Source organism: Paenibacillus sp. FSL F4-0087 (assembly GCF_038020215.1).
Taxonomy (GTDB): Bacteria; Bacillota; Bacilli; order Paenibacillales; family Paenibacillaceae; genus Paenibacillus; species Paenibacillus taichungensis.
The window spans coordinates 382597-396024 of sequence record NZ_JBBODJ010000001.1 but is presented as its reverse complement, the minus strand read 5'-3'; the positions used below and the strand labels follow the sequence as shown (position 1 = coordinate 396024).

Sequence of the window (13428 nt, the reverse complement as noted above, 5' to 3'; positions counted from 1 at the left end):
GTATAGGAGGAATCAGGGTGTTAATTCAATTGAAATCACGCATACAGGAGCCGGAAGTACAGGAGCTGTTGTCCTACTCGGTCTTTCCCGACCCGGATCACCTGAATCGTGCGTTACAACAGTATGTTGATAAGGAAGAGCTGCATTTGGACGGTTATGAAGACGAAGGCCAGCTGATCGGTCTGATTGGATATGAATCTACAGGAACGAGTGAGATCACCATTCATCATATTGCAGTTCTGCCTGAGAATCGTTTTAAAAATTATGGTCGTGGCATGATATCACAGGTGCTGGCCAAATATAACCCCGACAGACTGATCGCAGAGACCGATGTGGAAGCTGTGGAATTTTATCGAAATACCGGATTCGTAGTGTACAGCCTGGGTGAGCTGTATCCGGGTGTGGAGCGATTCCGCTGTGTGCTGGAAAAAGACGAGGAGCAAGACGAAGACTAGTAACTGTCTACTACTGTGTAACGTAAAGAGAGCATAATCATAACAGGATGTTGGATTTGGCGAAGCAGCTGAGTCGGACGTCCTGTTTTTTTGTCGTTTGTTTAAAAAAAATAGGAAAAACGTATTGCTTTGCAATATAGTTTCATTATAGAATAGTTTCATTGGAGAATAGTTCTATAAGTGAACTATATTTTGAGGGAAGGAGAATGAAGAATGAACACACCAGATGCTAGAAGTTTGGTTAACCGCTATTTGGATGCTTCTTTCCTGGTAACCAAACGGTTTGATACCCAGATACGTGAACGCTTGGGGCAAACGATTACTACTGATCAGTTCTGTGCACTTCGTTTGATCGAAGAGAAGCCGTTATGCACGCCCTCTGATCTGGCAGAGCTTTTATGTGTGGGCAAGAGCAGTATCACTGCTCTGGTTAACAAGCTGGTGGATCGGGATCTGGTCCATCGGGCCGGGGATGAGCGCGACCGTAGAGTGGTCTATTTGACTCTGACAGACAATGGACGTGAAGTATACAAGGAAACGGAACAGGAAATACAGCAGCTTCTGGAGCCGTATTTGGTCCATTTCAAACCGGAAGAGGTTCAGAATTTCATTGAATCTTTTGAGAAGCTGGCAGCTCTACTAACGCATGAAGGAGGACAGGAGAACGAATGAGAACGATTTTGAAAGCGCGATGGTGGTTGATGGGGCTATGGGTTGTTGTGGCTGCTGTATTAATGTTCACCGCCCCTAACATGAGTGAATTGATTCGGGAAAAGGGGCAGTTTTCGGTTCCTGAAGGACACTCTTCCACCCAGGCAGCGGCGATTTTGGAAGAAGCTGCAGCACAAAAGGGTGAGCAGCAGGGCAGCCAGTTGGCTCTTGTCTTTTATAATCCGGATGGTTTGGGTGCCGAGGGTAAAGAAGAGGCAGAACAGGCCGTTAAGAAACTGGAGGCAGAAAAGGAGAAGCTTGGCATTCTGTCCATACTGGAGCCTTTCTCTCAGCCTGAATTATCAGACAAAATGATCTCTGCGGATGGCAAGACGATCTTGACGTCGCTTTCTATTGATCAGGGAGACCGTACAGTCAAGGAAATGCGCGAAGACCTCAATGAAGCTTTGTCATCGGTCAATGTGGAACATTACATAACCGGTAAAGGTTTGATTGATGAGGATACGGTGGAAAGTTCCCAAGAAGGACTCAAAAAATCGGAGTACATTACTGTAGTATTTATTTTGCTCATCTTGTTTCTTGTATTCCGCTCTTTTGTCGCTCCATTTGTTCCACTGCTTACGGTGGGGATCAGCTACATTGTTTCACAGCAGATTGTCGCGTTCCTTGTGGACGGACTTGACTTCCCTATATCGACGTTTACGCAGATCTTTATGGTGGCAGTCATGTTCGGGATCGGTACGGACTATTGCATCCTGTTGATTAGCCGGTTTAAGGAAGAATTGGCTCATCATGAAAATACTTGGGATGCCATTATTGCAACGTACCGCACAGCAGGCAAAACGGTATTCTTCTCAGCACTGGCCGTGCTGGTTGGATTCATTGCCATTGGTTTTGCGCAGTTTATGTTGTATCGTTCCGCGGTAGCAGTTGCTGTCGGTATTGCGGTGATGATGCTGGCATTAGTCACGATTGTTCCATTTTTCATGGCAGTACTGGGCAAAAGGTTGTTCTGGCCTTCCAAGGGTTCACTGGAACATGCCGAGAGCAAGATTTATGGTGCAGCCGGCCGTTTCTCCCTAAAACGTCCATGGGCAGCTCTGCTCATCGTTGCAGCGGTATGTGTGCCTTTGCTGGCAACTTACGATGGCAAACTGTCGTTTAACAGTCTCGATGAGATTGGTGAGAAATATGATTCGGTCAAAGCATTCAATATCATTTCGGACAGCTTCGGTCCGGGTGAATCCTTACCTGGTCAGGTCGTGATCCAGAATGATGAAGCTATGGATAACGCCAAGTACATGGCGCTCGCTGAAAAAATCAGCCGGGAAGTGGAGAAGGTGCCAGGGATCTCTGGTGTCCGCAGTATGACACGTCCAACCGGTGATGAGATCAAAGATTTTGAAGTGACACAACAAGTAGGGACATTGTCTGATGGTTTGGGCGAAGGTAAAACGGGTCTGGATAAAATCCGTGATGGCCTGAGCGAAGCCAGCAGTCAGTTAAGCAAAAATGAACCACAACTTAAAGAAGCTGCGGATGGGGCTGGAGAACTGACCAAAGGTACTTCCCAACTGCAGTCTGGTATTACACAGTTGTCGGAAGGACTTCAGCAGATTGAAAAAGGAATTCGTGACGGCTCCTCGGGCGCCGGTGATCTAAAAGCAGGTCTGCAAAAAGCCAAAACGAGTGCAGATCAACTTGCACAGGCCAACAATCAGCTGCTTCAAGCCTATCGTCAGGCAGGAGCAGGTGTCGCAGCGCTGGGTGATGGTGTAGGTGAACTGCAACAACAACTCAAAGGTGTATCTACAGCGTTGACCAGCTTGAATGAATCGTTCACAGCGCTTGAAGAGCGCTATCCTGATTTGCTGCAAGACGCCGATTATCAGCGGGTCAAAGGCACCCTTGGTGAAACAGGTACCGGCACGGCACAGCTTGCTCAAGGTTTGGGTCAAATTCAAACCAAGCTGGGAGAAGCCGCGGCTGGAATTAATCAGGCGAACGTTGGCTTTGCCTCCGCAACTTCCGGACAGAAGGCACTTGCCGATGGTCTGGGTCAGATTGTGACGGGAATCAGTCAGTTGCAATCCGGTCTCAAACAGGCCGCTGACGGTCAAGGTAAAGTGATTAGTGAAATTCCTTCAATTCAGAAAGGACTTGGTCAGCTTCAGGGCGGCCAAGAAAAAATTCAGCAAGGCTTCTCGGATCTGAGTGGTCAACTGACTCAATTGACAGATGGTCTTAATCAGAGTGTAGATGGAATCGAACAGGTTTCAGGTGGACTCGATTCAGCACAGGACTACCTGACACAATTGCAAAACTCTCCTGATTCCGATCTGGCAGGCTGGTATGTTCCTGAAGAAGCACTGAATAGTAAAGACTTTACACAGGTATTCGATACGTATCTGTCCAAAGATCGGAAAACGATGACGATTGACGTTATTTTTGCGGAAAATCCATATGGAACTGAAGCGATTGATCGTGTTCCGGATATTGAAGCTGCTGTACATCGTGCCGTACAAGGTAGTGCACTCGAAAAAGCGGATATTGCAATTGGTGGGGTAACCAGTACCTTTGCAGATCTGCAGGAAGTCTCCAACAACGACTACACGCGCACAGTTATGCTGATGCTTGCAGGAACGTTTATCATTCTGGTTCTGCTGCTCCGTTCAGTTATTATGCCGCTGTATCTGATCGTCTCGTTGCTGCTGGCGTATTTCACATCGATGGCCCTGACTGAAGCGATCTTTGTGAATATACTTGGGTTCTCGGGTATCAGTTGGGTTACGCCGTTCTTCGGCTTTGTCATGCTGATTGCACTGGGAGTGGATTACAGCATCTTCCTGATGGACCGTTTCAATGAGAACAAAGGTATGAGAGTCCAGGATGCCATACTGTACGCCATGAAAAACATGGGTACGGTCATCCTGTCTGCAGCCGTCATTCTGAGTGGTACCTTTGCCGCAATGTATCCATCGGGAGTTCTTTCGATGATGCAAATTGCGACGGTTGTACTCAGCGGACTGATCTTGTATTCTCTGCTATTCCTGCCATTCTTCGTTCCTGTAATGGTGAAAATGTTTGGCCGTGCCAACTGGTGGCCATTCCCGAACAAGGAACAGGCAGATTCCGTTGATTCGGATCGTAATATAGGCATGTAATGTAAAATGATATATGAAAGCCCCGCTGGATCCCCGGCGGGGCTTTCTGTGTTGTTTTGAACAATCTTTTATGAAACGGACAAATAAATGTGTATGCCTACGGACACCATCCCGCGCCTTGTCTCCGTTACTCTCATACGATATATAGGAATTGTATATGGAGTGGTTTATAACACAGCAGAGAGGGGCGGCGGGATGGTATATCGATATGTGGCTATAGGAGATTCATTAACGGTAGGTACAGGAGCGCTGCTGGGCACCGGCTTTGTTCCTTTATATCGGAGAATGGCAGAAACGAATGTGCGTACGTTTGTATCCATGGAGAATTTGGGCGTGAATGGACTTACGTCAGGGGAAATGCTGCAGATGATATCCAACAATCCAAGAGTACGCCAATCACTGCGTGAGGCGGATATTATTACGTTGTCCATTGGTGGGAACGATCTCATTCGTACATTCAAAGCAAGTGGCGGGATCCCGAATGCAAGTAAAATGACACAGGTGCTTGGGGATACTCGCAGTAACGTGTCCCAGATTATGAGGCATATCCGGCAGTTGAAAGGAAACAGTGTATATATGGTCCGTACGATTGGGTTGTACAACCCGTATCCGCAAGCGGCGGAAGCTGCATATTGGGTGCGGCAGTATAATTCCTTTCTGAATAGTGCAGGATCGGGGAACTATGCCTGTGCTCAGGTCTATGACCGGTTTGAAGGGCGTGAACGTGAACTGTTATTTTGGGACAGGGTTCATCCAAATGCAAAAGGCTATCGCGTGATTGCAGAACAGCTGAATCGTACAGGGTACTATCCATTTGCCTGATCAGCAGGCAGTTAAGCTTAGAATGACTATTCACTTGGAGCTGACTAGACCGTAAGAAATACTTCCGTTAAGATGAGGACATATAGAGGTTGTATTATGTGAGGTAAAGGAGTTATTTTTGGTGCACATCATCGATTCAGGTTCCCTAAATGATTCAGAACAGCAGCTCATATCCACCGTTTTATCCTCATATGGCTTCACGTCCAACTGGAAAGCTCAGCGTGGAAAGGGAGGCATGAACAACTCTACCTTCATGGTAGAGATAGACGAAGAATGTTACGTGCTGAGGCAGTATGAAACGCATAATGATCAAATGAAAATTGCTTTTGAACATGAGGTGCTGTCTGCCTTGTCACGTTCAGAGTTTGAGCTTCATGTGCCTGCGCCCGTTAGCCTTCCTGATGATAAGCATGCAACATTTCTAGCTGTGCAGGATCGTTCCTCGGGCCGGAGCAAAATTGTGACGTTGTTCCATTATCGTGAGGGACATAATCCCGTGTGGAATACACCAGAGCAGCTGCGCGGACTGGGCAGGGCGGCTGGCATGCTGTCTTCCGTTATGGCGCACCTTCCCATATCCCTGGCTCCCGTTTATCCGCCCTATTATCAGATTCAGGAGGCTTACCCGCTCTGTTCACCGGAGAAATTGTTACAACTATGCACCTCACCCCCGGATACGCTGATGGCATGTGCAGATGATCTGCAGAAGCTGAAAGTTGTATTGCCAGACTTATTCAATACGCTGCGAGGTATGGAGCTTTTGCCACATCAATTGGTCCATGGGGATTTGAATGCATCCAATGTATTGGCAGACTCTCAGGATATCATATGTGCTATTTTGGATTTTGAATTTGCCACATGGGATCTGCGGGTAATGGAGCTTGCTGTGCCCATGTCTGACCTGCTGACGATGGACAAGGAGCAGGCATGGATGTGGGAGGCTTTGGAGGGAATGATTCAGGGATTCAGGCAACAGGTCAACTTAAAACCAGAGGAGCTGGACGTGATTCCAGCGCTTATTTTACTTCGAAGTCTGGATGTGGTGATGCATTTTATCAGTCGATTGTTCGAAGGTACAGATGGGCCTGAAGTGGCTGTGCAGCAAATCAGGAAGCTGAGGGATCGGATAGACTGGATGAAAGGTAATGAGGAACGGCTGCGTAAGCTGCTGATTTAACTCTGCAACATGTGGATGTATAACAAAAGAGCACTGATTTCTGCCTTGAGGCAAGAATCAGTGCTCTTTTTATTTGGTGAAATTTTTATCACGAATGAATGGAAGGGATGCGTTCATTGCAAATTCACGACGTCGAATCCAATGTCCAATCTAACGTAATCAAGTACCCTTACAGTCCACGCTTGCGGAACCAGCTGCGAACAGCCCAGCGACGTTCCTGGCGCTTCTTATATTTTGGCAGGGAGCGATACACGTTCAGTGATTGCTCATAGGCTTGCTTGGCATCTGCGGTACGTCCAAGGGAGCGGTACACCGAGCCGAGCAGATAATACGCTTCACTGGATGAGGAATGAATCTCTTGGAATTGCTGAACGTATGCCAGCGCTTTGTCCCGGTGGCTATCCTTGAATGCACCTGCAAGTGTCAGATAAGGACGTCCATATTTCACCCTTGGATTAATATCCAGTGCCTGCAAAATATGACGCTCGCCTTCTTCCGTTTGGCCCAGATGGAGTTCAGTTGTGCCTAGCGCCTCCCAATATTCGGCTGATTGTTCATAAGGACGCTCCAGTTCCAGCAGCAAGGCATGAGCTTCGCTATAACGTTTGCGTTCAATCAACAGACGGGCCAGATCCAGCTTGGAAGAGACTTCATTCGGACTCATGGCAAGCTGCTGCCGGAGCCGTGAGATGTTACGCATACGTTTAAGTGGCTTCATGAAGCTTGGCATCACCCCAACATAGCGACGATCCAGGAAATACAGAATGATGAGGAAAATAATAACCGCCAAGAATGGATTGCCTACAATCCGCCACAGCAGGCCAAAGATTAGAAATTTAATCAGCACGACAAAGTCAACTCCATTTATGATGTAATCGCATTTCGAACACTTAAAATATATTTGGATTGGTCCAGCGGGTTAACTCCTCTGCGCTTCCGCGTATGGGTCTGATCCGAAGGGCAATCCTGGTACCCGGCAAAAGAAGTCGTGAGTACCCCGCGTCCGCTCGTCTCTGAACGCAGCTTCACCGGATAATCCATGGAGCTTGCCAGAGGCATACGTCCTTCAACGATGCATCGTCCGCCTCCGATGATCGGCGCTTCAAAGGTTGCTCGCATATGTACCAGATCACTAAGCGCTTTGCCGCCGTACTCCTCCGGAACCGTTAACCGGAAATTCAGGATGGGTTCCAGCAGGGTTGTACCTGTGTTTGCCAACCCATCCATAATTCCCATCGGCGTAGCTACTACAAAATCCAGGGGATGGGTATGCCAGACATGGTGCTCTCCTTCGATTAGCGTAATGCGCAGGTCGGTAACTTCCCACCCCAACAAACCCTGAGATAGCGCTTCGGGAATACGGCGTTCTACTTCATTCTGATAACGGAGCAGGAGATGATCTGTCCGGACAGTGGATGAGTAGATCAGACCGCTGCCACGTGGCAAAGGCTCAATGCTGAATCGAAGAATGGCCCAGCAGGGCTTGGGCATCGTATATGCGATGAATCCTTCCCCGGAAGAACGAGGGGTTTCCTTATAGATGACGGACGGTGGGTCAAATACGACATCCAGTCCGAAACGACTCATCAACAGGCTGGACAGAATCTCAAGCTGAATGGTTCCCATGACTTTAAGATGCAGTTCCCGTTCTTCAGGCAACCATTGCAAATCGAGTAGAGGATCTTCATCCGTCAGCTCTTGCAATGCCGCTACAAGGTCAGGATAACGAGCTGTGTCTTTACCATGGACCTGCACGGTCAACAAGGGAACAGCCAGCTGGGGTACAGGAGGCACACCTTCGGGGCTGCCAATAATATCACCAACATGGGTTTCGCTTAGTCCGTACAGTGCGGCGATCTGTCCGGCATGAACAGCACCGGTATCCGCCCATTTCCGACCATCCATTCGGCGAATCTGTGTCACTTTCTCTTCCAGCTTCCGAGTGGAGTTATAGATCGTATCCCGATTATGCACGCTGCCACCATACATGCGAACATAGGCTGTACGGCCCATCGTTTTATCCCGTTCAATTTTGAATACAACCCCGGATACTGAAGGTTCTTGAGGCTGTGCAGGTGCTGGAAGAAATTCGATGATGGCATCCAACAGTTCGGTTACGCCGATCCCTTTGCCAGAAGCACCATAACAAATGGGGAACACTTCGCCCTGATGCACCTTTTTGCGAAATGCTTCATCTAGCTGGTCAGCAGGTAGCGTTTCACCATTAATGTAGGCTTCCATCAGATCTTCGTCCAGTTCGGCAAGTAATTCAAAAAGGCCAGGGATAGATGAAGAAGAACCCTTCACTTGCGTTTGGCTATCATTCCATAAGGAGTCAATGCCCTCAAATACATCTTCATTCATACGAAAGGATTGGACCTCGCATACGAAAGGAGATAGGCTGGAGCGGATCTGATCAATAACCGTCTCAGCAGAGGCACCAACCCGATCCATTTTGTTCATATAAATCAGGGTAGGAATTCCAAGCGAGCGGAGAGCATGCCAGATGGTCTCGCTTTGGGATTGGACCCCTTCCACGGCGGACACAATCAGTACGGCTCCGTCCATAACACGCAGGGCTCGCTCTACCTCAGAGCTGAAATCGATATGTCCCGGCGTATCAATCAGATCAATAATCGTATCTTTCCAGATCAAAGAGGTCATAGCTGCCTGCACGGAAATGCCTCGTTCCTTTTCAATATCCAGAGAGTCTGTGGCTGTAGTTCCGTCATCTACGCGACCTGGACTGCGTACGACACCGCTTTGAAATAACATATGTTCTGTCGTTGTTGTTTTCCCTGCATCGACGTGTGCGAAGATGCCGATATTTCTGCGATTCAATTCGTTTAACATGGGATGTAAGGCTCCTCTGGCAGCAGAAACGCATCGTTTCCGACATTGTAATTCAGTATTATAACATACCACACGAATAGTATGGAAGAATATGTTACACACAGACAAATCTCTACATTTCAGGATGTCGTGACAATCACGTTTGATCCTGATTCTTCATGGTTTTACGGTAGGCAGCGGGTGTGGTACCCGTCAGTTTCTTGAATTGTCTATAAAAATGGGGCAGGCTCTCAAAACCGCAAGCATCGGCAACAACGGCCATCGTCTCATCACTTCGAAGCAGATGCTCTTTTGCCATAATGACCCGGCGGGCCAATGCATAGTCAGTTAGCGTCATGCCGGTATATCTTTTGAAGGCACGGCTGAAGTGCGCCGGGGATACGGCTGCCTGCCGTGCCAGTTCCGGCAAGGAAAGGCCACTGCGCAGCTCTTCATCCATATGAATCAGCGTAGAGGAGAGCCAGCTTGGTCCAGGAACAGTTCTGGCAGGACTTGCAGGACCAACTGCCTCCAATCGCTCCAGATATATAAGTAAGAGCTGCAACCGCAGCAGAGCGGCGTGGGCACTCAGGTGATGTTCTAACTGGAATTCTGCATGAATGTCGTCAATTAATGCAGCCACCTGTGCTTGCTCCGTGGCTTCTAGATGCCTCTTGTACACCCTGCGTTTGCGGCAGCGTTCAAATAGAGAGAGCATGGCTGACGCACTGCCTCCCGCTGTGGAGGCCAGTAATCCTGGACTGAAGAACAAGGCCGACGAAGTCACCGGATTCCCGGCATCCGGTAATGCGCGGTGTACCGTGCTGCCAGGAATGATAAACAAATCGCCCTCCTGCATGTCTTCAAGACTAGTATCAATGAAAATGGTGCCCTGACCCCGATATACATAAATAATTTCATGCCAGTCATGAAGATGATCCGGCAACTCGTTCTGGGGGGACTTGGTATCTGCATACACCAGACGAAAGGGAATCCCCGATTCCGCCTGAATGGTTGTACGAACGGGCGAACGTTCCATTCGATCTCCTTTCAAAACAGTGCTAACAAAAAAGTGCTTACATCTGATCATGAAAGAGTACATTTACCGCAATATAAGCAATTAAATTTCCTTTTATTGATGATACAATGAATTTAAAGCGTTTTCAATGGAAGTGTAAGCAGCTGTTTCTGTGCAGCGTGACATCTGATATTGACAAATAAAACGATGAGGTGAGTGTTCATGTCGGCGAGCACGAAAAGGCCACGGCTAAAGCTGAATCTGCTTGGAAGTGATAACCAGCGCAAATGCAAAGAAGTGATGGAACGTCCCGTAAAGGTACTACAGATTGGGGAAGGCAACTTTTTGCGTGGGTTTGTAGACTGGATGCTTCATGAGAGTGCCAGACAAGGCAAATTCCATGGCAGTGTTGCCGTGACCCAACCTCGACCTGGGGGAAAGGCAAAGCTGGAACAAATTCGTGATCAGGATGGATTGTACACGATGATTACCCGGGGACTGTCACAGGGAAAAGCAGTGGAGCGTACAGAAATGATCTCGATTTTTTCACAGTGTATTAATCCGTACGAAGAATGGCAGGATTTTCTGAAACTAGCGGAATTGCCCTCCCTAGAGTTTGTCATCTCCAATACAACCGAATCGGGATTGAAATATACGTATTCAGAGTACACGCAGGGTGAGCCGGTACAATCGTTTCCAGGTAAACTGACAGTCTTCTTGCATCAACGTTATCTGCGGTTTGATGGGGACCCTTCCCGAGGATTGATTCACCTGCCGTGTGAGTTGCTTGAGGGCAACGGGGATGTACTGCGCAGTTGTGTGCTGCGGCATAGTGAGGATTTTGGTTATTCTGAAGGCTTTCGTTCATGGATTGAGAACCATAACTTGTTCCTGAACAATCTGGTTGACCGGATTGTCACGGGTGCACCGACTACGGAAGAAGCCGATTCCCTGACCAATCGCTGGGGATACGAGGATCAACTGGTCAATACGGCTGAGCCATATCATTTCTGGGCCATTCAGGCAGATGAAGTACTAGACAAGAAACTCCCCCTGAAACAGGCGGGGCTCAACGTACATTGGGTGAAGGATTTGAAACCTTTTCAGTTGCGCAAAGTTCGTATTCTGAATGGTGCTCATACTCTCATGTCATCGCTCGGCATTCTGCAAGGCAAGGAATATGTGAGAGAGACGATGGAAGACCCAGAGTTTGGCTCTTGGGTCAGAGAAGCGGTACATCAGGAGATCGTGCCTGCACTGGATATGCCGGATCATAATCTGGATCAGTACGCAGGGGAAGTGTTTGAACGTTTCCTCAATCCGTATATTAATCACAAGCTGCAGGATATTGCATTAAATACAGTAGGAAAGTTCAAGGTCCGTGTGCTGCCTACACTTTTGGCCTATGAGCAAAATCAGGGAACCTGGCCTTACCGGCTCGTAAAGGGATTTGCGGGATTATTGTGTCTGTATCGTCCAGTGAACACGCCGGATGGTTATATGGCACAGCGACTGAACGGTGAATCTGTCCTGCTTCGGGATGATGCGGATGTACTGGCTGCACTCGCCAAGCATTGGGATAGTTATGATCCTTTGAAGCGGGATAAGCAGCAATTAGACCAGAGTGTCGCTGCTGTATTATCTGATGTATCGATCTGGGGAGAGAATCTGGATGATCGAGAGGGGCTTCGCGAAGCACTCGTTCACGAAATTGGTTTGCTGGAAGGTGAGAGTTAATGAACACAACACGTACAGTTAATGACTGGATCGCGATTCAACCGCAGGATGATGTCATTATAGCTCTTCGGGATTATGTAAAAGGGGAACATATTACCCTGCCAGACAGCACTGCTTTTACATTAAGGGAAGACGTACCCAAAGGCCATAAAATTGCTGTGCATACCCTCGCACCGGGTGAGGATGTGATGAAATATGGTTTTTCCATTGGGATAGCCAAGGAACAGATCGAACAGGGTAGCTGGATTCACAGTCACAATCTAAAAACAGGACTTCACGGTTTACTTGAATACCAGTATCAGCCGGGACCACCTGTCCAGACGGACATGCCTCCTGAACATCTGCGTTCATTTGATGGATATCTGCGCCCTAACGGTGAAGCAGGTATTCGTAATGAAATCTGGATTGTAAATACGGTCGGCTGCATTAATAAAGTGTGTGAGGCTTTGGCTCGGATGGGCCAGTCTCAGTTCGGCAGCAGGGTGGATGGCGTATATCATTTCCCACACCCGTTCGGCTGCTCGCAGCTTGGAGATGACCTGAAATATACGCAGCAGGTATTGGCTTCCCTGGTAGAACACCCGAATGCTGGCGGCGTGCTGGTCATTGGTCTGGGTTGCGAAAATAATCAGGTAGACCAGTTCCGTGAATGTATCGCACCGGAATATCAGGGGAAAGTCCGTTTTCTCAAAGCGCAGGAAACTGATGACGAACTTGAGGAAGGACTTCGTCTGATGGAAGAGCTCGTGGAGCTCGTCGAACATGAACAGCGTCAGCCGCTACCTTTGAGCAAGCTCAAAATTGGATTGAAGTGCGGCGGTTCGGACGGTCTGTCCGGGATTACGGCGAATCCGCTCGTAGGCTCCGTTGCGGATATGCTGGTTGCTGCCGGAGGTACGGCTATATTGACCGAAGTTCCCGAGATGTTTGGTGCAGAGACCATTCTGATGAATCGGGCGGCCAATGAGCAGGTATTTGATGATTTGGTAGACTTGGTGAACGGTTTCAAACAATACTTTGTGAACCACGGTCAGAATATATATGAAAATCCTTCACCAGGGAATAAAGCAGGCGGGATTACCACGCTGGAAGAAAAATCTTTGGGATGTACGCAAAAGGGAGGACGTTCTTCCGTAGTTGATGTACTTCGTTACGGCAAACGTGTCACTCAAACTGGCCTGAACATTGTGGAAGCTCCGGGGAATGATCTCGTGTCTGTTACAGCACTGTCAGCTGCGGGTGCGCACATTGTTCTTTTCACGACAGGTCGCGGAACGCCGTTTGGAGGCCCGGTACCTACCGTCAAAATTGCAACCCAATCTGACCTCGCAAATCGGAAAAAGCACTGGATCGACTTTAACGCAGGTCAACTGCTGGAAGGGAAGACGATGGAGGACGTGAAAGTGCAGCTGTTCAGCCAACTGATCGATATTGCTTCAGGACGGGCGCATACACTCAGCGAGCAGCATGGATTTCGGGAAATTGCGATATTCAAGGATGGAGTCATCCTGTAATTGTATTCGTTCGTTGCTTTATATCTGTTGCATGTAT

The 13428-nt window shown here is 48.3% G+C and carries 10 protein-coding genes; 7 read left to right on the top strand and 3 right to left on the bottom strand.

Annotated features, from left to right (window positions below; genetic code table 11):
- The first annotated feature begins 17 nt into the window (after window positions 1-17).
- The 5 genes from MHB84_RS01910 (at window position 18) to MHB84_RS01890 (ending at window position 6290) form a co-directional block, all read left to right on the top strand.
- Window positions 18-455 carry a GNAT family N-acetyltransferase gene (locus MHB84_RS01910; RefSeq protein ID WP_076289452.1) on the top strand — a complete coding sequence of 146 codons (438 nt, stop codon included), beginning with the start codon at window positions 18-20 and terminating at the stop codon, window positions 453-455.
- Between the two features lie 213 nt (window positions 456-668).
- Entirely contained in the window at window positions 669-1127 is a 459-nt protein-coding gene (locus MHB84_RS01905) for a MarR family winged helix-turn-helix transcriptional regulator (RefSeq protein WP_076289453.1), read from the top strand.
- Window positions 1124-4291 carry an MMPL family transporter gene (locus MHB84_RS01900; RefSeq protein WP_076289454.1) on the top strand — a complete coding sequence of 1056 codons (3168 nt, stop codon included), beginning with the start codon at window positions 1124-1126 and terminating at the stop codon, window positions 4289-4291. Before MHB84_RS01905 ends, MHB84_RS01900 begins: the two co-directional genes overlap by 4 nt.
- 210 nt (window positions 4292-4501) lie before the next feature.
- Window positions 4502-5113 carry a GDSL-type esterase/lipase family protein gene (locus MHB84_RS01895; protein WP_341142994.1) on the top strand — a complete coding sequence of 204 codons (612 nt, stop codon included), beginning with the start codon at window positions 4502-4504 and terminating at the stop codon, window positions 5111-5113.
- Window positions 5114-5234: 121 nt separating this feature from the next.
- Complete coding sequence (locus MHB84_RS01890; protein ID WP_083678914.1) at window positions 5235-6290, top strand: phosphotransferase; 1056 nt, start codon at window positions 5235-5237, stop codon at window positions 6288-6290.
- A 169-nt stretch (window positions 6291-6459) separates the two neighbouring features.
- On the opposite strand, the gene MHB84_RS01885 is transcribed toward MHB84_RS01890, so the two are convergent.
- From MHB84_RS01885 to MHB84_RS01875, 3 genes are all read right to left on the bottom strand, one after another.
- Window positions 6460-7137: a tetratricopeptide repeat protein gene (locus MHB84_RS01885; RefSeq protein ID WP_076289456.1), complete on the bottom strand. Its 678-nt coding sequence runs from the start codon at window positions 7135-7137 to the stop codon at window positions 6460-6462.
- A 17-nt stretch (window positions 7138-7154) separates the two neighbouring features.
- Entirely contained in the window at window positions 7155-9143 is a 1989-nt protein-coding gene (locus tag MHB84_RS01880) for a GTP-binding protein (protein WP_076289457.1), read from the bottom strand.
- A gap of 136 nt (window positions 9144-9279) precedes the next feature.
- Complete coding sequence (locus MHB84_RS01875) at window positions 9280-10161, bottom strand: AraC family transcriptional regulator (RefSeq protein ID WP_076289458.1); 882 nt, start codon at window positions 10159-10161, stop codon at window positions 9280-9282.
- Window positions 10162-10362: 201 nt separating this feature from the next.
- Between MHB84_RS01875 and MHB84_RS01870 the strand changes: the two genes are divergently transcribed.
- Both MHB84_RS01870 and MHB84_RS01865 read left to right on the top strand, forming a co-directional pair.
- Complete coding sequence (locus MHB84_RS01870) at window positions 10363-11877, top strand: tagaturonate reductase (protein ID WP_076289459.1); 1515 nt, start codon at window positions 10363-10365, stop codon at window positions 11875-11877.
- Window positions 11877-13391 (top strand): UxaA family hydrolase, encoded by a 1515-nt coding sequence (locus MHB84_RS01865; protein ID WP_076289460.1) that lies wholly within the window; start codon window positions 11877-11879, stop codon window positions 13389-13391. The genes MHB84_RS01870 and MHB84_RS01865 overlap by 1 nt, the downstream gene beginning before the upstream one ends.
- Window positions 13392-13428: the final 37 nt, after the last annotated feature.

What these genes read in the sequence shown, in the direction of transcription:
- MHB84_RS01905 (WP_076289453.1), top strand. Translation starts at nt 669, where the DNA reads ATGAACACACCAGATGCTAGAAGTTTGGTTAACCGCTATTTGGATGCT.
- MHB84_RS01900 (WP_076289454.1), top strand. Translation starts at nt 1,124, where the DNA reads ATGAGAACGATTTTGAAAGCGCGATGGTGGTTGATGGGGCTATGGGTT.
- MHB84_RS01880 (WP_076289457.1), bottom strand. Translation starts at nt 9,143, where the DNA reads ATGTTAAACGAATTGAATCGCAGAAATATCGGCATCTTCGCACACGTC.
- MHB84_RS01875 (WP_076289458.1), bottom strand. Translation starts at nt 10,161, where the DNA reads ATGGAACGTTCGCCCGTTCGTACAACCATTCAGGCGGAATCGGGGATT.
- MHB84_RS01870 (WP_076289459.1), top strand. Translation starts at nt 10,363, where the DNA reads ATGTCGGCGAGCACGAAAAGGCCACGGCTAAAGCTGAATCTGCTTGGA.
- MHB84_RS01865 (WP_076289460.1), top strand. Translation starts at nt 11,877, where the DNA reads ATGAACACAACACGTACAGTTAATGACTGGATCGCGATTCAACCGCAG.